Below are 17,093 nucleotides of genomic sequence, written 5' to 3' on the forward strand. Positions count from 1 at the left end.
AGGGAAGACCAAATGAGTCTTTCCCGTCTAAGCTGATCCGAACAGACAGCAACTGCGAGGGTTCCGTGCATCATCTTTCCAATCCCCACCGGGGCAAGGGGCTGATGCCCCTGTCGGACAGTCCCGCGCCCTCTGTCGATGCCGCCGCCGTCGCCGAACTGCTGGCCCGGTGCCCGGCCCATGCCGAAACCCCGCTGACCGAGGCCCCGGCCATCGCCGTCGCTGCTGGTGTGGCATCGGTCTGGATCAAGGATGAACGGGGGCGGATGGGGCTTGGCAGTTTCAAGGCGCTCGGCGCGGCATATGTCATCGCCTGCGATGCGGTGGCTACGGGGGCGGCGGATCTGTCCGTGGCGCTGACGGGCACCACCTATGTCACGGCGAGCGCGGGCAACCACGGCATGTCGGTCGCGGCGGGGGCACGCGTTTTCGGCGCGCGGGCCGTGGTGCATATCGCCGAGACGGTGCCCGAGAGCTTTGCGGAACGCTTGCGCGACAAGGGTGCCGATGTGGTGCGCGCGGGGGCGGACTACGAAACGTCGATGGCGCTGGCCGCTCAGTCGGCGGAGGAGAACGGCTATATCCTGCTTTCTGACAGTTCATGGCCGGGCTATACCGAGCGGCCCCATCGGTTGATGGAAGGCTATCTGCAAATGGCCGCCGAGGCGCTGGACCACTGCCCAAAGGCACCGACGCATGTCTTTCTACAGGCGGGCGTTGGCGGGATGGCCGGTGCGGTCGCGGCCTTGGTGCGGGACCGGCTGGGCAATGGGCCCCGGATCGTGGTGGTGGAACCAGAGGCGGCCCCTGCGCTGTTCGAATCGATCAGAGCCGGGGGCTTTGTCACCACGACAGGGCCGGTGTCTGCCATGGGGCGGCTCGATTGCAAGGAGGCGTCGCTGATTGCCCTGAAGGGTCTGTCGCGGGACGCGGATGATTTCCTGCTGATCCGCGAGGAAGAAGCCGCAGCCGCCCTTGCGCCGATGCGGGCGGCGGGGTTGGCCGGGTCGGAATCCGGCGTTGCCGGGGTGGCTGGGCTGCTGGTGGCCGAGGCCGAACCGCTTGGCCTTGGCCCCGATGCGCGGGTTCTGTGCTTCCTGTCCGAGGGCCCTGCATGATGTCGCGCGGCTTTCCCGCAGCGGAGTTTTCCGCCCGCTGTGCCCGCGCGCAGGCCCTTATGGCCGAGCATAGCCTTGCCGCGCTGCTGCTGACCACTGAGCCAGATGTGCGGTATTTCACCGGCTACCTGACCCGGTTTTGGGAAAGCCCGACACGGCCCTGGTTCGTGGTGCTGCCCGCTGGTGGCAGACCGATTGCCGTGATCCCGTCCATTGGCGCGCCGGTCATGGCGCGCACATGGGTCGAGGACATTCGCACTTGGCGCGCGCCTGACCTGACCGACGACGGCGTCAGCCTGTTGATTGACACGCTGGCAGAGATCGCCGGGGACGGGGCGGTCGGGGTGCCAATGGGGCACGAGACCCACCTGCGGATGCCGCTGGCAGACTTTGCGCGGCTGCGTCAGGTGGTGAATATCGCGTCGGATCAGGGCATTACGCGATCCCTGCGGCTGGTGAAGTCGGAGGCCGAGATCGACAAGATCCGCGCCGCCTGCGCCATTGCCGGACGCGCGTTTGACCGTGTGGGTGAAATCGCGCGGCCCGGTGTGGCGGTGTCGCAGGTGTTCCGCCGCTTCCAGATGCTGTGCCTTGAGGAAGGGGCGGATTGGGTGCCCTATCTGGCCGGTGGGGCGGGGCCTTTGGGCTATGACGATGTGATTTCGCCGGCCGCGGACGCGCCGTTGGAAACCGGTGATATCCTGATGCTCGATACCGGCTTGGTGTTTGACGGATATTTCTGTGACTATGATCGGAATTTCGGGATCGGCCCGGTCGATCCACGATGCCGTGACGGGCATCGGCGGCTGATTGAAGCTGTTGATTGCGCAATGGAAATCGCGCGGCCCGGTGCGACGGCGGCGGACCTGTTTCACGCAATGGACAAGGTGCTGACCGGGGGCGCGGGCGGGTCGGATGCGGGGCGCTATGGGCATGGGCTGGGGATGCAGTTGACCGAATGGCCGTCTCTTGTTCCCGACGATCACACGGAATTGGTGGCTGGTATGGTCCTGACGCTAGAGCCGGGAGTGGAGATCGCGAGGGGGCAAGTGCTTGTTCACGAAGAAAATATCGTGATCCGAGAGGGGGCGCCTGAACGGTTGTCGCCCTTCGCGGGGCCGGAGTTGAAGGAGATCTGAGATGCGGTTCGACTACGAGATGATCGACCAACTTGGCACGCGGGCGACGGTCGGGCTGGTGGTGTTGCAGTCCGATGAGACCATCGAGCATGACATGCGGCGGATTTTTCCTTTGGATGGCGTGGCTTGCTACGTGAGCCGGGTGCCGAGCGGGGCCGAGGTGACGAGCGAGACCTTGGCCCGGATGGAGGGGCAATTAACCGGCTCTGCGCGTCTTTTTCCGTTGCCCGTCAAGTTCGACGTGGTGGGGTATGGCTGCACCTCGGGCACCTCTGTCATCGGCGCGGATACCGTGGCAGGGATGGTCAAAAAAGGCTGTGAAACCAAAGCTGTAACAGATCCTTTGACGGCGCTGATCGCCGCGTGCGAGGCCTTGAAAATAACGCGTTTGGCGGTGCTCTCGCCTTATGTCGAGGCGGTGAACCAGAGCCTTTTGGCCGCGCTGGCGCGGCACGGGCTGATCGTTCCGGCCTTTGGCAGTTTTCAGGAAGAGCGAGAGGAATATGCCGCGCGGATCGCGCCGCAGTCAATCATTTCGGCAGCAGAAACCCTTGTAAATCAAGGGGATGTGGAGGGGATTTTCCTGTCCTGCACCAATCTGCGCACGCTGGACGTGATTGACGAGATCGAGGCGCGGACGGGTGTGCCGGTGCTGTCGAGCAACCAGGTGATGGGCTGGCACATGGCGCGGCAGGCGGGGGTGACGCCCGATGGCCGGTTCGGGCGATTGATGCGCTGACCCCCGTAAAACCTCCGTCGCCCCCCGTACACCGGGCGTACACCCCCCGTACACCGGAAACGGCGTTTTTGGCGGCGTGGCATGGGCGGGCCGTGCCACCGGGATTGGGGCGAAAGCGCCGTTTATTGGGGGAGAGATCCCCGCTTTCGCGGGGATGACAGGAGTTGCGGGATGGCGGGAGTTGCGGGATGGCGGGAGTTGCGGGATCACAGGGGTGAGGCGATCATCCTTCCTGTTTCCGCAAAGCAAACCCCCCGCCGGTTCGGACGGGGGGTTTTGCGTCGGATCGTGGCACGTTACCGGTCGCGGAACTGTGCCTCGCGTTTTTCGAGGAAAGCGCCCATGCCCTCTTTCTGGTCGTCGGTGGCAAAAAGCGCGTGGAACAGGCGGCGTTCGTATTTCAGGCCCTCGGTCAGCGTGGTCTCGTAGCTGCGGTTCACCGCCTCTTTCGCGGCGAGGGTCGAGATCGTGCTTTTCTCGGCGATCTTGGCGGCGGCGCCCATGGCCTCGTCCATCAGTTTCTTGGCGGGCACGATGCGGCTGACAAGGCCCGCGCGTTCGGCTTCTTCGGCATCCATGAAACGACCGGTCAGGTTCATGTCCATGGCCTTGGACTTGCCGACATAGCGGGTCAGGCGCTGGCTGCCGCCCATCCCGGCGATCACGCCGAGGTTGATTTCGGGTTGGCCGAATTTCGCGTTATCCCCGGCAATGATGAAGTCGCAGGCCATGGCCAGTTCGCAGCCACCGCCAAGCGCGTAGCCCGACACGGCGGCGATGATCGGCTTGCGAATGCCCATCAGCCGGTTGGAGGCGTCGGCAAAGAGGTCTTCCATGAAGACCTCGACATAGCTTTTCGACGACATTTCCTTGATGTCTGCGCCCGCGGCGAATGCTTTTTCCGAGCCGGTGATGACCACGCAGCGGACCTTGTCGTTCTTGTCGGCGCTTTCGAGCGCATCGCACAGTTCGGCCAGCAACTTGGTGTTCAGCGCATTCAACGCGTCCGGCCGGTTCAGTTTGATAAGGCAGATATGGTCTTCGATCTCGACGATCAGGGTCTCGTAGGCCATTCAATCGGTTCCGGTATTGTTGTCCCTCGAATGCGCAGGGTTATCAGCCCCGGCGCTCGGTTCAAGCTATCTTTGACAGGTGGGGCAATAGAAGCTGGACCGCCCCGATTGCACGATCCGGCGGATGGTCGCCGGACATCCGGGTGTGGCGCAGGGCATACCTTCGCGGCCATAGACCTGAAAACTATGCTGAAAATACCCAAGCTCGCCATCGGCCTGCCGGTAGTCGCGCAAGGAGGAGCCGCCCGCGTCAATCGCCTCTTGCAGCACCTGCCGGATCGTCGGAACCAAACCTTCCACGCGGGGCGTTGCAATTCTGCCAGCCTGCCGTTTGGGCGAAATCCGCGCCCGGAAGAGCACCTCGCAGACATAGATATTGCCGAGTCCCGCAACGATTCGCTGGTCCAGCAGGGCCGATTTGATCGGCGTCTTGCGGTCTTTCAGCCGCGCGGCAAGGTAGGGGCCGTCGAAGGCGTTGCCGAAGGGTTCGGGGCCGAGCACCGCCAGCAACGGGTGGGCATCCTGCGTGCCGCTGTCCATCAGGTCCATCGCGCCAAAGCGGCGGGCGTCGTTGAAGGTCACGCGGGCGCCGCCCTCGATATCCAGCACGACGTGATCGTGTTTCTCGGGGGCAGGGTGATCGTGGTGAAACTGGCCCGGCATGGCGCGATCGGCCACGCCGGAAATCAGCATCCGCCCCGACATGCCCAGATGGATCAGCAGGGTTTCCCCGGTATCGAGATCGGCAAGGATGTATTTCGAGCGACGGCGCAAGCGCAGGACGCGGGCGCCGGTCAGCCGGACGGCCATGTCGGGCGGAAAGGGCCAGCGCAGATCGGGGCGGCGGACCTGCGCGTTCTCGATCCGTTTGCCCTCCATCACCGGCAGCAGGCCGCGACGGACTGTCTCGACTTCGGGCAGTTCGGGCATGGCAGACCTTTCCTTGGGGGGCGGCACATTGTAACGCGTCACGCGGCCCCTATAAGAAGGGGAGCATTCGCGCGAGGGCAAGGCCCTTGGGGAAGGACCGGCAGATGAGTGACGAGAGCAGCCGCACCACGCATTTCGGCTTTCAGACCGTGGCGGAAGAGGACAAGGCCGGCAAGGTGCACGGCGTCTTTTCCAACGTCGCTTCGAAATACGATGTGATGAACGACGTGATGTCGATGGGCATCCACCGTGTCTGGAAGGATGCGATGATGGATTGGCTGGCGCCGCGAAACGGGCAGACGCTGCTGGATGTGGCGGGCGGCACCGGGGATGTGTCGTTCCGCTTTCTCGCCCGCGCGCCCGAGGCGCATGCCACCGTGCTGGACATGACCGAGTCGATGCTGGTCGAGGGGCAGAAGCGGGCCGAGGCCGGGCAGATGGCCGACAAGCTGGGCTGGATCGTGGGCGACGCCATGGCGCTGCCGTTTGAGGATAACAGTTTCGACGTCTACACGATCAGCTTTGGCATTCGGAACGTGACGCGGATTCCCGACGCGCTGTCGGAAGCTTACCGTGTGCTCAAGCCCGGCGGGCGGATCATGGTGCTGGAGTTCAGCCAGTTGCCGAACGAGGGGCTGCAAAAGCTCTACGATCTCTATTCCTTCAACGTGATCCCCAAGATGGGCAAGGTGATCGCCAACGATGCGGACAGCTATCAGTACCTGGTGGAGTCGATCCGCAAGTTCCCCGATCAGGAATTGTTCGCCAGCATGATCCGCGAGGCCGGGTTCGACATGGTGAAATATCGCAACCTGTCGCTGGGCATCGCGGCGCTGCATTCGGGCTGGAAAATCTGACATGAGGGGGCCGCACAACATTTGGCGTCTGATCCAGACCGGCGCCACCTTCGAACGCACGGGCGCCATGCAGCAGGCGCTGGAGGCGATGGACGCCCCCGGCCCGGTGCGGGCGGGGTTGCGGGTGCTGGCCTGGCCGTTCAAATGGCTGGGGCTGCGGGGCGACCCCAAGTTGCCACCGGTTGTGCGGGCACTGACGGCGCTGGGCCCGGCCTATATCAAGTTCGGCCAGATCCTGAGCACGCGGCCCGATGTGGTCGGCCCCGATCTGGCGACCGAATTGCGGGTGTTGCAGGACAAGCTGCCACCCTTTGACAGCGCCATCGCCAAGCGAATGATCGCGGCAGAGCTTGAGATGCCGGTGGAAGACCTGTTTTCCGAGTTTTCCGAACCGGTGGCGGCGGCCTCGATCGCGCAGGTGCATCAGGCGCGGCTGCGCGATACCGGGCAGAAGGTGGCCGTGAAGGTGCTGCGTCCGGGGATCGAACGGGCGTTCCGGCGCGATATCGACGCCTTTTACCTGATTGCTTCGCTGATCGAAACGCTGTCGCCCAATTCGCGCCGGTTGCACCCGCAGGATGTGATCGCGCATTTCGAGGGCGTGGTGCTGCGCGAGCTGGACCTGCGGATCGAAAGCTCGGCTGCGGGCGAGTTTGCCGCGCGCACCGATGGAGACGGCGGTTTTACCGTGCCGCAGGTCAACTGGTTCCTGTGCTCGCGTCGGGTGATGGTGCTGGACTGGGCCGAGGGCATCGCGTTGGGCGATCTCGACGCCATCGACGCGGCGGGCCATGATCGGCCGATGCTGGCCGAGCGTGTCTTGCAGATGTTCCTGCGCCATGCGCTGCGCGACGGATTCTTCCATGCCGACATGCATCAGGGCAACCTGAAGGTCGCGCCGAACGGCGATATCGTGGCCCTGGATTTCGGGATCATGGGACGGCTGGATGAATATACCCGCCGGGTCTATGCGGAAATTCTGATGGGCTTTATTCGCCGCGATTATCGCCGCGTGGCCGAGGTGCATTTCGAGGCGGGCTATGTCCCCGCGGACCGAGATATAGATGAGTTCGCACAGGCGTTGCGCAGCGTGGGCGAGCCGATCTTCGGGATGGAGGCCAGCCGCATTTCCATGGCGCGGCTGTTGTCTTACCTGTTCGAAGTGACCGAGCAGTTCGGGATGGAAACCCGGACCGAGCTGATCTTGTTGCAGCGCACCATGGTTGTGGTCGAGGGCGTAGCCCGCTCGCTGGATGAGAACATCAACATCTGGAGCACGGCGCGCCCGGTGGTCGAGCAATATATCACCGAGAATATCGGCCCCAAGGCGATGATCCGCGACCTGTTGCGCACGGCGCAGGTGCTGTCGCGCTTTGGCCCGCGTTTGCCGGGCATGGCGCAGGAAATGCTGCTGGCGCAGGCCAGGACGCCGGTGCAGCGCCGCTCTCGCGCGGGCGAGCGGCTGGCCTATCTGGCGGGCGGCGTGGTGCTGGCCCTTGTCTCGGTCGCTATTTGGGAAGTCTGGTTCTGATCCACGGGTGCGGGATTGCGCATGGACAGTGGCGGCGGGCTTTGGGACAGTCGGGGCGTGATCCCCTGCCCTGGAAGCCTGCCCCATGCCCGCCCTTTTCGACCGCCTCGACCTGACCCTGATGTTCCAAGCCGGAATTGCCGCCGCCGATCCCGTGCGCGCTGTCGATTCTGCGTTGCAGGCGCGACCGGTGGCGGTGCCCGAGGGCGGGCGGCTGACGATCGTGGCCGTGGGCAAGGCGGCGCATGGCATGATGGCGGCGGCGCGCGCCGGGGTGCCCGAGGGCGTCGATGCGCGCTGCATCGCGGTGACCAATTACGAAAACCACCAGGATGTGCCGGGGGTGGCGTGCTTTGCGGCGGGCCACCCGGTGCCGGATGAGAACGGGCTGCGCGCAGCCGAGGCGGTGGAGGCTGCCTTGCGTGAGACGGGGAGCGGTGACGCGGTGCTGGCGCTGATTTCGGGCGGTGGGTCTGCGCTGTTGCCGGGGCCGGTTGCGGGCCTGAGCCTTGCCGACAAGGCCGAGGTCAACCGGCTGCTCTTGGCACGCGGGGCTGATATCGAAGAGACGAATATCGTCCGGCAGGCGCTGTCGCGGGTCAAGGGCGGCGGCCTGTTGGCGCTGGCCGCCCCGGCGCCCGTGCGCAGCCTGATCCTGTCGGACGTGGTGGGCGACGACCTGCGGGTGATTGCCAGTGGCCCGACGGTGGCCCCGATTGCCGACCGGGCCGGTGCGCGCGCCGTTACCCGGCGGCTGGGGATCTGGGATGCGTTGCCCGTGCCTGCGCGTGCGGTGCTGGCGCAGGATGTGCCAATGCCCGATCTGCCGGCCGCCGATGCCGAATTGGTGGGGTCGAACCGGATCAGCGTCGAGGCGATGGCCAAGGCCGCACCGATGCCGGTGCGCGTGATTGAAGAGCCGCTGGTCGGACCTGTAAGCGCGGCGGCGGCGCGGGTGCTGGACCTTGCAGAAGAAACCCCGCCTGGACTCGCCCTGTTGTTTGGCGGGGAAACCACCGTCGTTCTGGCGGGCGATGGCAAGGGCGGGCGCAATCAGGAATTGGCGCTGCGCGTCGCGCTGTTGGCCGAGGCGCGGGGCGACATGGGCAACTGGCTGTTCCTGTCGGGCGGCACCGACGGGCGCGACGGGCCGACCGATGCGGCGGGGGCGCTGGTGGATCAGGACAGCCTGACCCGGATGCGCGCGGCGGGCACACCGCCCGAGGCGCTGCTGGCCAATAGCGACAGTTACGCCGCGTTGGCGGCATCGGGCGATCTGTTGATGACAGGGGCCACCGGAACCAATGTCGCGGACTTGCAGATCTTCCTGCGGGTCTGAACCGTTTGCGCGCGTCGCCCGACAAAAAAGAGTCGGCGCAACGGAACTTTCGCGCCATACTGACATCATTGGTTCTGACATTTCAGGAGGTCGACGTGGTGCGTCTTGGCGGCCTTTGGGTCGGGCTTCTATCGCTGGGAATTCTGCTGTCCGCCCCGGCCATGGCCGAGCGCGTGGCGCTTGTGGTGGGCAATGCGGGTTATTCCGTGTCGCCGCTGACCAACCCGGCCAACGACGCCACCGACATGGCCGAACGGCTGGAGGAAATCGGGTTCCGCGTGTTTGGCGACGGCCCGCAACTGGACCTTGAGCTGCGCGACCTGAACGTGGCGATCCGCGATTTCACCCGCAGCCTGAACCCCGGCGATCTGGCGGTGTTCTATTACGCAGGCCACGGGGTGGAATACAAAGGCACCAACTACCTGATCCCGGTGGATGACGACGAGATTGCCTTTGCCGAGGATGTGCCCGACTGGGGCTATCCCGCGCCGCGCCTGCTGGAACGGCTGGCGGCGACGGGCGCGACCGGGGTGATCATCCTTGATGCCTGCCGCAACAACCCGCTGCCTGAACGCGGGGCCAGCCGCGATGTGGGCACCGGCCTGTCGGCGATGGAAACCCCCGCCGGAGCGTCGGCCTTTATCATGTATGCCGCCGCACCCGGCCAGACCTCGTCCGACGGGACGGGGCGCAACGGGTTGTTTACCGAGGCGCTGTTGCAGGCGCTTGACCGGCCTGCGCGGCGCATCGACGACATCATGTACGAGGTGTCTTTCGCCGTGCGCAGTGCCACGCAGGGCCGTCAGGTGCCGTGGCTGGAATTTGCCTTTGCCGGCGAGGTGCCGCCGCATTTCCAGACCGGGGGCGGCAGGGCCGAGACGAACGAAGTGCCGGTGCAGGTCGCCGCAAGCCTTGCCACGGCGGGGAAGCCGGGACGCGGGATTGTCGAGGATGGTGACGCGCTTTACGGGCTGATCGCGCTGGCCGACGGGCCGCCGCCCGACCGGGGGCTGCGGCTGGACATGCTGGCTGGGGGATATGAGGACGCCGTGCAACTGGGCGGGGCCTGCCATGGTTTCGTGGCCTCAAGTCCCGATTTTCACCTGGACTGGGATGAACCGATCGGCCCCTTGCGCGTGCGCACCCTGAGCGAGGCGGACACCGTTCTGGTGATCCGCACCCCTGGCGGGGCGTGGCTGTGCGATGGCAGCGAGTCAGACGGATCGCCGCCGGTGGTGGACCTGACCGGGGGCGAGGTGGGCCTCTACCGTATCTGGGTGGGAACCGAACAGGCCCAATCGCGCGCGCCGGATGCCGAACTGGTGGTCGAGGTCTGGTCCGACGCGGATGACGCCCCGCCGGTAGCGGGACCCGAGCAAGACGCCCCGGTGCAACTGGTGCCTGCCGCGCCGATCCCGAATCCGGCGGCCACCATCGAACGGGGATTGGAGATGGAATGACCTGCCGGTCGGTGGCCCGGCGACGGGCCTGACCGCTTTTTGAACACAGGGGGGGAAGACGGATGAGTGCAGTGAAATCTTGGATACTGGGCGCGGCCTTGGTGGCGGGGGCGAGCATTGCCTCAAGCGGACCGGCGGTGGCGCAGGAATTTTGTTCGTCCGACCGGGTGATGGGCGGATGCTCGGTCTCGATCGGCGATTTCCCTTGGATCGTGTCGCTCAATCAGGCCAACGCGCGCAACCGGTTCGAGGGCCATTTCTGCGGTGGATCGGTGATTGCCGACCGTTGGGTTCTGACCGCTGCCCATTGCGTCGACTCACTGGCGCCGAATGCCCCGGCAGGGTTCGAGATCTACGCCAATTCGGCCAGTTTGCAGGCGGGCGGCGTGGCCTATGACGTGGATCGGATTTTCGTCCATGCGGGGTATCAGGGCGTCGGGGTGAACGATATTGCCCTGCTGGAAATCTCGCGCCCGATGGGGATCACGCCGGTGCGCCTGTCGGATGCGGCGTTGGCGCAGAGCGTTGAACGGGTCGGCGGCGAAACGGTTGTCATTGGCTGGGGCCTGACCCCGCCGCCCAACATCGCGCGCGGGCGTGGTCCCCTGACCCAGGCCGAGCGGGCGGCGACCCAGCCCCCGTCGATGTGGGATACCTCGCAGGTGTTGCTGGGCGCGGCGGTGCCCATCGTGCAGACCCAGCTTTGCGCCTCGGATGCCGGGCCGGGCGTGATCTGCGCCGGGTTCCACGACGCGGTGGCCGATGCCTGCCGGGGCGACAGCGGCGGGCCGCTGCTGGCGCATGACGCGCAGGGCTATGTTCAGGTCGGGCTGGTGTCGGGCGGCAATTATTGCCATCAGGATGGCGACCACTACGGCACCTATACCCGCGTCTCGGCCTTTGCCGACTGGATCACGGCCACCATGGCCGGTCAGACGCCGCAGGTCGATCTGCGGGCGACAGAACCGGATTACAGCCTGCCGCCGACCTTTGGCATGGTGTCGCTGTCAGCAGGGTTCCAACCCGATCCGCATCGCACCGCGCTGTTGGCGGGTGGGATGCTGGAGGCGTCGAGCGTCGGGCAGGGCTGCGCGGGCTTTGTGGCCGAGGCACCGGATTTCCGGGTGATCTATCAGGGCAGCGGCGCGCCGCTTGGTTTTTCGGTCACCAGCCCCGCGGATACGGCGCTGCTGATCAATGCCCCGGACGGGCAGTGGTATTGCGATGACAATGGCGCCGGGGGGATGGACCCGTCCCTTGTCTGGGGCACCCCGCCGCGCGGGCAATACGACATCTGGGTCGCCACGGTGCAGCCCCATGCCTCGGTCGGTTATCCCGAGGCGCAGCTTGTGCTGACCGGAAATGGCGGCAGCAGCGGGCCGTCTGGGGGCGGCGGCGCTGACAAATAGGGGTAGGCTGGGCGGGCGGACCCGGCCTAGCCGGGATCGCGCACCGCCTGCACCTCGGATGCGCGCACCTGCACGCCGCCCGGCAACGACAGCCAGACCTCTCCGTCGATCATTTGAGCTTCGTCGATGCGGGCGTAACCCTGAGCGGGCCGAGTGTCGATTGGGACGTCGTCGTTGAAATATTCGACGTGGAACCCGTACACAGCGTTTGGCAGCGGGCTGCCATCGGTGGTGACCCCGGCCCATTGAAATGGCGTGTCTGCTTCGGGCACCTGAAGGCGTTGCAGGGTCTGGCCCTCGGCATCGGTCACCACCAGTTCCATCCGGTCGGCCTGCGGATTGTCCGGGGCGATCAGGGACAGCGGCTGGCCGTCGAAAGACATTGGCATTTCGGCGCGCGCCTCCATCCCGATCCAACCGGCCAGATCGCCCATGCTCGACACCGCCATCCGGTCGCTTAGGGCGGTCAGAAGATCGTTGGTGCGCACCTGCTGTTCGACGCCGGAAAAAGTGGCGAGCTGGGTGGCGAATTCGGTCGATTCCATCGGGTTGAGCGGGTCTTGGTTCTGCATCTGGGTGGTCAGCATCTGCAAGAACGTCTCGAAATCGGAATTGACGAGCGTGCGATTGCTGTTGCCGGCCGCCGCGGCGGACGCGGTGGTTTGGGCAGTGGCGGAAACGTCCATTCGGGATCTCCTTTCAAAGGCGTAAATCGAGACCGGACCGCGCCGCGCGCGGGGCCTGCACGGGTGATTGCGCGGCGGGGGCCGGGGTGGGCTGCGTCTGGTCGGCGGCCTGATCGGGGGGGCGATGTGGGGCAAGCTCTGGTTGCGGGCGGTGCCCCTGCTGGCCGGAAAAGCTGAAACTGCTGTTTTCGAGGCCCTGACGCTGCAACTCGTGGCTCAGGGCCGGGGCGTGACGGCGCAACAGGTCGAGCGTGTCGGGATTGTCGGCATGCAGGTGCAGCACCATGCCGTCCTGTCCCCGGCTGACCGAGAGCCGGATGGTCCCAAGCTCGGGCGGGTCAAGCGTCAGTTCCAGCGGCGCTGTCCGGTCGGGCAGGGTCGGCTGGTTGCCGAGACGCTGGGCGATCTGCCAGCCGATTTGTTGCGGGCGGTCCGGCGCGGGGGCGGGGGGCGGCACCTCTGCCCGATGCGGTGGATCGGATGGCGGCACCGGGATTGGGCTGTCGAGGGCGGTGGGTGACCGGGATGCGTCAGGCGCGGGGCGTTCCAGTGGGGTTGGGCGGCCCGGTGCTGGCGGCAGAGCGTCGTCCCCGGAAGCGAAAGGTGCGGACAGCCCGGAGGGGGCATCTTGCGGCGCTGGCGTTGGCGCTGGTGGGGCGGGCGCGCTGCCCCCCTGACCTTGCAGGCTGGTTGAAGCAAGCGGCGTGGGCGCTTGAATAGTTGGCGGCGCCGAGGGTTGGGCAGCGAGGGGGGCAAAGGCGGGATGAAACCGCTCGGCAACGGGATCTTGCGGTGCAAGGAATTGGCGGAGGACCGCGGTGCTGCGCGTGCCGTGGTCCGGTTCGGTTGGTGCTTGCGGTGCGGCGGCTTTGTCCTTCGGCGGTGCCGAGGCTGGGCTGGCGGGCATTGCATCGGCGGGGTGGCGCCGCCCAAGGGCGGGATCGGGCGCTACCCGGGCTTGGGGAAGGTGGGGGGCAGATGGCGGCGTGTCGGTGATCGGGGGCGCCGGCGCAGGGCGCGGTGATGACAGATCTGGCACCGTGCCTGCGGGCACCGGATCGGCGGCAGGCACGGCGGGGCTGTTGTTGCGTTGCCCGGTATCCGGGATGGCCCTTTGGGGGCCGAAGATCCGTGTCGGCGTGGCGTTCTTGGCGGGCTGCGTCCCCGAAGCGCCGCCGACCCCCGCGCCCGTCGGCTGGGCCCCTGACAGCGGTTGTGCGGTGGGGGCTGGAGCCTTGGGGGGCGGCCCGACAGCCCCCATCGTCGATGTCGGGTGAAACCGAGTATCGCCGCTGGCCGCGAAGGCTGATGGGTCGGGCGTCGCATACGAAGGACCGGACCTCGGCGGGGCGGAGCGCGTGGGAGGGGCGTTCTTTGGCCCCGTTGTGTCGCCCATGGGGGCCGCGTCCGGGTGCGGCGATGCCGCCTCTGGCACCGGGTTCGCGGGCGGCGGAACGGGCCGCACAGGCGTGCCCGGTTTCGGGACGCGGGCCGCACGGGCGGGATTGTCTTGCCGGGATGGCGCCAGCGGGGACCGCGCGCCTTGCGCCGCTGGCGCGGGGCGGGGTTGAACCCTGTTGCCGTGGGTCACCGCCTCCGCCACCGCCGCAGGTGCCGCGATGCCCGGTGTCGCCTCAGAACCCTCCGGCATTGGCATTCCGCGCGGGGGCGACGGGTTTTCCGGCGCAGTCGCGGGCGTTGCGTCAGGTCTGGCGACCGTGTCAGCGGAATCCCCCGCGGGATCACGCGCAACTGGCGCACGCGCGCGCCTGTCGTGGTGGTCGGGTAGAGCGGGCCGGTGGCGATCCGCCCCGGCCGTGACAGGTGCGGCCTTTGGTTGTCGGGTCTGGAGGTCGGGTGCCGAAGGCGGCGTCATATCCTCGGGTCCCCGAGGGGGCCGCAGAGGCGGATCGGCCCGCCTGGAGGCAGAGGTTGGGTCTGCCTCGCGCGGCGGGGTTGGGGCAGGCGCGGCTGGTTGGGCGGCCACGGGTTCAGGGGAAGGCGCGACAGGGGAAGGCGGGACAGGGGAGGGCATCTGCGATGGCGCTTCTCTCGGAACGGTTCCCTCGGTCGCGCCGCGCTCTTCTTCTGTCGTCTGTGCCCTGAGTGGCGCAATGTGGGGCTTGATGGGGGCCTGCGCCACCATCGTGGTGTCGTCCGCTGCCAACGGTGGGGCTGCTGCCGCCACCCACCCTGCGGTCGGGTCCGCTTGTCCCCCTGAAGCGGCGGTCATCTGCACCGGCCCGGTCGGGCGCGGCTGGGTCGGTGCCGCACCCCGCGGCGGTTCGGCTACCACTATGGCCGCTGCTGTTACCAGATCGCCAAAAGCGGGGTCCGTGGTCGGGCCGGGCGGCAGGGCCGTTGTGGCGGCAGGTGGCAACAGCCTGTGCAGGGCGACAATAGTGTCCACGCGATCCATCCCCAGAATTCTTCCGGTCGTTCCGAAGACAATTGCGCCAAGAGCTTACCAAATCTTTACCCGTGGACCGGAATACTGCGCTCAATTGAGGAGAGTTTCCATGCCCGGACCCATTGCCCCCGCCGCGCCGCCCCCCCTGTCGCCCGCGCGGGACCGCGCGTTGCGGCAGGCCGCACAGGAGCTGGAGGCCGCTTTCCTGGCCGAAATGCTGCGCCAGACCGGGCTGGGCACGACCCGGCAGAGCTTTGGTGGCGGTGCCGGGGAAGAACAGTTTTCGTCGTTCCTGCGAACAGAACAAGCGCAGGCGATGGCCGCGCGCGGCGGTATCGGGCTGGCCGAGTCGCTGTTCGCGGCCCTTGTCGCCCGCGAGGGTGGCGCGCCATGAGCTGGCCGGGACGGACGCCCGCGGCGAGGGTCGAGGCGTTGCTTGACCGGTTGGAATGCCACCTGCAATCCGGCGATGTCGCGGGGGTGACGGCCCTGACCCCCAAGCTGGAGCAGGCGATGGGGCGGCTGGCCCGGTCTGACCGGATCGCCCCCGCACAAGCCGGGGCGCTACAGTCACGGGCGCGGCACCTGTCGCGCCTTGTCGAGGCTGCGCTGAGGGGCGTGGCCGATGGGCGCGCGGCGCTGGTACGGCCAGCCGGTTTTTCCAGCTACGATGCCGCCGGGCAAAGTGGCCGCGTCGGGGCGGCTGTGACGCATGTCGAAAGACGGCGGTGATGTTGCCGATTTTCCTAAAATCCTGCTGAAATCCATGGGCTTGTTAGGGCGTTGTTAGAGCTTTCCGTGAAGGGTCGAACCTGCACCGCATCGGTGGCGTGTCGGGCCGTTCCGGGCCGGCACAGGCGTCAGAAGGACGTTTCGGGCGAACCTGCGAAGGCAGGTTTGAAACGGGCGCGGAACCAAGGCGCCGATCTAGATTAGGAAGGACATGGCATGTCCAGCATTCTGACGAACTCCAGCGCCATGGTCGCGCTGCAAACCCTGAAATCGGTCAACACCAACCTCAACAAAACGCAGGAGGAAATCTCGACCGGCAAATCTGTGGCCACGGCCAAGGATAACTCCACGGTCTGAATGACCTTGGCGTTGGAGGAATAGGCGCGCTGCGTCTGGATCAACTGGGTCAATTCCCCGGCGACGTCGGTGGTCGATTCTTCCCGTGAAAAGCCCACGACGTCGCCCGTCGGACCGGAGCCCGCATCCCACAGGAAGAAAGAGCCGGAGTCGGGCGAGATCTGGTAGGCTTGGTTCGACAGGGCGATCAGGCCATTGGGGTTGGGCACGTCCACCAGTGGGATCTGGTACACCGTTCTGGTGAAGCCGCTGTCATAGATCGCGTGCACGAAACCGTCGCCATCCACCTCGACCGAGGTCAGATTGCCAACCGGCGAGCCGTCCTTGACAACCGGAGCGTGGGAAAACCTGTCCGAAAGCTGGGTGAAGCCGCCAGGTTCGCCGATGCGCCCGAGGTTCAGCTCCATCGGGCCGCCATCGACGTTGACCGAAATCGCCCCGGTTGCCGGGTCATAGGCGCCGCCGGTGGTGGCCGCGACGGTCAGAAGGTTGCCGCCACTGCCGCGGGTATCATCGAATCCGAGCGTGTATTCACCGACGACCGCGTTGCCGGACGCCGAGTCGCGGATCGTCATGGTCCATTCATTCGAGGTGCCGCTGGCGGGCACCGTTGGGGTAAAGGTGACATCGAGCACCTCGGATGTTCCGAGATTGTTGAAATATTCCGTCGACATGGTGACCGGGTCGCCCGCCGCCCCGGCCTCTGTTCCCGTGGCGGGCAGGTTCACGGTCATCTCCATCCGCGTGGTGGGATCGCCCGCGAACTGGTTGGTGTGAACCCGCACCGGTTCCAGTCCGTCGGTGGTGTCGCGGGGAAAGGTGGGCACGTTGCCATCGCCATCGGCAGGCCACCCCAACAGGACCAGCCCGGATTCAGATCGCAGGTACCCCTCGGCATCCGGGCGGAACGACCCTGTCGTGGCCAGCATGACCGGCATGTTGGTATCGCCGGACTCAAGCGCGCTGGCGGCCGTCACCGGCAGCATTCCACGCCCGCCAACGGCCAGATCGGTCGGGTTGTCGGTGGTGATGAGCGTGCCGCGTTGTTCGACCATGCGGCCCGTGATGACGCGCACCCCACCGGCGGAATAGCTGCCGTGGCCTTGGGAAATCACCATCGACTGGAAATTGGTCACCGCCCGTTTGTAGCCGTAGGTGCCCGAGTTCGCGATATTGTCGGAAATCGTGGCCAGCCGGCTGGCATTGACGTTGAGTCCGGCGACCCCGGAGTTGAGCGAGGAGGAAATGGTCATGGCAATGCGCCTTTCTGCTGCATCTCGATCGTAGGCTGAAGACAAGCACGGCCGCGCTTA

Annotated in this window: 14 protein-coding genes and 2 pseudogenes; 11 read left to right on the forward strand and 5 right to left on the reverse strand. The window is 66.4% G+C overall.

The features are described 5' to 3' along the window. The first annotated feature begins 65 nt into the window (after window positions 1-65). Genes BKY27_RS10660 through BKY27_RS10670 form a run of 3 tightly spaced genes read left to right on the forward strand, consistent with a single transcriptional unit; the run spans window position 66 to window position 2,996 of the window. Window positions 66-1,118, forward strand: coding sequence for a pyridoxal-phosphate dependent enzyme (locus BKY27_RS10660; protein WP_233491817.1), 1,053 nt, complete (start codon window positions 66-68; stop codon window positions 1,116-1,118). After that, entirely contained in the window at window positions 1,118-2,257 is a 1,140-nt protein-coding gene (locus BKY27_RS10665) for a M24 family metallopeptidase (protein ID WP_071674597.1), read from the forward strand. Before BKY27_RS10660 ends, BKY27_RS10665 begins: the two co-directional genes overlap by 1 nt. Before the next feature lies 1 nt (window position 2,258). Continuing rightward, window positions 2,259-2,996 (forward strand): maleate cis-trans isomerase family protein, encoded by a 738-nt coding sequence (locus BKY27_RS10670; RefSeq protein ID WP_071674469.1) that lies wholly within the window; start codon window positions 2,259-2,261, stop codon window positions 2,994-2,996. Window positions 2,997-3,292: 296 nt separating this feature from the next. Here the strand turns inward: BKY27_RS10670 and BKY27_RS10675 are convergent, their stop codons facing one another. Both BKY27_RS10675 and mutM read right to left on the reverse strand, forming a co-directional pair. Further along, window positions 3,293-4,069 carry an enoyl-CoA hydratase gene (locus BKY27_RS10675; RefSeq protein ID WP_071674470.1) on the reverse strand — a complete coding sequence of 259 codons (777 nt, stop codon included), beginning with the start codon at window positions 4,067-4,069 and terminating at the stop codon, window positions 3,293-3,295. A 66-nt stretch (window positions 4,070-4,135) separates the two neighbouring features. Beyond that, complete coding sequence (mutM, locus tag BKY27_RS10680) at window positions 4,136-4,999, reverse strand: bifunctional DNA-formamidopyrimidine glycosylase/DNA-(apurinic or apyrimidinic site) lyase (protein WP_071674471.1); 864 nt, start codon at window positions 4,997-4,999, stop codon at window positions 4,136-4,138. Between the two features lie 104 nt (window positions 5,000-5,103). Between mutM and ubiE the strand changes: the two genes are divergently transcribed. The 5 genes from ubiE to BKY27_RS10705 all read left to right on the forward strand — a co-directional run bounded on the left by ubiE (window position 5,104) and on the right by BKY27_RS10705 (window position 11,595). Further along, window positions 5,104-5,856 carry a bifunctional demethylmenaquinone methyltransferase/2-methoxy-6-polyprenyl-1,4-benzoquinol methylase UbiE gene (gene ubiE / locus BKY27_RS10685; protein ID WP_071674472.1) on the forward strand — a complete coding sequence of 251 codons (753 nt, stop codon included), beginning with the start codon at window positions 5,104-5,106 and terminating at the stop codon, window positions 5,854-5,856. A gap of 1 nt (window position 5,857) precedes the next feature. After that, the gene (ubiB, locus tag BKY27_RS10690; protein WP_071674473.1) at window positions 5,858-7,387 is read left to right on the forward strand and encodes a 2-polyprenylphenol 6-hydroxylase; all 1,530 of its coding nucleotides are present in this window, start codon (window positions 5,858-5,860) and stop codon (window positions 7,385-7,387) included. Between the two features lie 85 nt (window positions 7,388-7,472). Beyond that, a complete protein-coding gene (locus tag BKY27_RS10695; RefSeq protein ID WP_071674474.1) occupies window positions 7,473-8,726 on the forward strand; it encodes a glycerate kinase type-2 family protein in 1,254 nt (417 codons plus the stop codon). 95 nt (window positions 8,727-8,821) lie between these two features. Beyond that, window positions 8,822-10,186 (forward strand): caspase family protein, encoded by a 1,365-nt coding sequence (locus BKY27_RS10700; RefSeq protein WP_146636225.1) that lies wholly within the window; start codon window positions 8,822-8,824, stop codon window positions 10,184-10,186. A gap of 71 nt (window positions 10,187-10,257) precedes the next feature. Beyond that, window positions 10,258-11,595, forward strand: coding sequence for a S1 family peptidase (locus BKY27_RS10705; protein ID WP_158514976.1), 1,338 nt, complete (start codon window positions 10,258-10,260; stop codon window positions 11,593-11,595). A 26-nt stretch (window positions 11,596-11,621) separates the two neighbouring features. Here BKY27_RS10705 and BKY27_RS10710 read toward each other — a convergent pair whose 3' ends face one another. Both BKY27_RS10710 and BKY27_RS20145 read right to left on the reverse strand, forming a co-directional pair. Further along, window positions 11,622-12,281, reverse strand: coding sequence for a flagellar hook capping FlgD N-terminal domain-containing protein (locus BKY27_RS10710; RefSeq protein ID WP_071674477.1), 660 nt, complete (start codon window positions 12,279-12,281; stop codon window positions 11,622-11,624). Between the two features lie 13 nt (window positions 12,282-12,294). Next, the gene (locus BKY27_RS20145; RefSeq protein WP_158514977.1) at window positions 12,295-12,771 is read right to left on the reverse strand and encodes a flagellar hook-length control protein FliK; all 477 of its coding nucleotides are present in this window, start codon (window positions 12,769-12,771) and stop codon (window positions 12,295-12,297) included. A gap of 2,029 nt (window positions 12,772-14,800) precedes the next feature. Here BKY27_RS20145 and BKY27_RS10720 point away from each other — a divergent pair. The 3 genes and pseudogenes from BKY27_RS10720 to BKY27_RS20360 all read left to right on the forward strand — a co-directional run. After that, entirely contained in the window at window positions 14,801-15,085 is a 285-nt protein-coding gene (locus tag BKY27_RS10720) for a rod-binding protein (RefSeq protein ID WP_071674479.1), read from the forward strand. Continuing rightward, a complete protein-coding gene (locus BKY27_RS10725; RefSeq protein ID WP_071674480.1) occupies window positions 15,082-15,423 on the forward strand; it encodes a hypothetical protein in 342 nt (113 codons plus the stop codon). Before BKY27_RS10720 ends, BKY27_RS10725 begins: the two co-directional genes overlap by 4 nt. Before the next feature lie 216 nt (window positions 15,424-15,639). Then, window positions 15,640-15,777, forward strand: a pseudogene (locus BKY27_RS20360) (flagellin N-terminal helical domain-containing protein); the annotation flags it as partial. 35 nt (window positions 15,778-15,812) lie between these two features. On the opposite strand, the pseudogene BKY27_RS10735 reads toward BKY27_RS20360, so the two are convergent. Further along, window positions 15,813-17,033 (reverse strand): annotated as a pseudogene (locus tag BKY27_RS10735) (flagellar hook protein FlgE); the annotation flags it as partial. Window positions 17,034-17,093 lie beyond the last annotated feature (60 nt).

This window comes from Nioella nitratireducens, from assembly GCF_001879715.1.
Taxonomy (GTDB): Bacteria; Pseudomonadota; Alphaproteobacteria; order Rhodobacterales; family Rhodobacteraceae; genus Nioella; species Nioella nitratireducens.

Excerpts from the sequence above, each read along its gene's own strand:
- BKY27_RS10665 (WP_071674597.1), top strand. The coding sequence starts at position 1,118 with ATGTCGCGCGGCTTTCCCGCAGCGGAGTTTTCCGCCCGCTGTGCCCGC.
- BKY27_RS10670 (WP_071674469.1), top strand. The coding sequence starts at position 2,259 with ATGCGGTTCGACTACGAGATGATCGACCAACTTGGCACGCGGGCGACG.
- BKY27_RS10675 (WP_071674470.1), bottom strand. The coding sequence starts at position 4,069 with ATGGCCTACGAGACCCTGATCGTCGAGATCGAAGACCATATCTGCCTT.
- mutM (WP_071674471.1), bottom strand. The coding sequence starts at position 4,999 with ATGCCCGAACTGCCCGAAGTCGAGACAGTCCGTCGCGGCCTGCTGCCG.
- ubiE (WP_071674472.1), top strand. The coding sequence starts at position 5,104 with ATGAGTGACGAGAGCAGCCGCACCACGCATTTCGGCTTTCAGACCGTG.
- ubiB (WP_071674473.1), top strand. The coding sequence starts at position 5,858 with ATGAGGGGGCCGCACAACATTTGGCGTCTGATCCAGACCGGCGCCACC.
- BKY27_RS10695 (WP_071674474.1), top strand. The coding sequence starts at position 7,473 with ATGCCCGCCCTTTTCGACCGCCTCGACCTGACCCTGATGTTCCAAGCC.
- BKY27_RS10710 (WP_071674477.1), bottom strand. The coding sequence starts at position 12,281 with ATGGACGTTTCCGCCACTGCCCAAACCACCGCGTCCGCCGCGGCGGCC.
- BKY27_RS10720 (WP_071674479.1), top strand. The coding sequence starts at position 14,801 with ATGCCCGGACCCATTGCCCCCGCCGCGCCGCCCCCCCTGTCGCCCGCG.
- BKY27_RS10725 (WP_071674480.1), top strand. The coding sequence starts at position 15,082 with ATGAGCTGGCCGGGACGGACGCCCGCGGCGAGGGTCGAGGCGTTGCTT.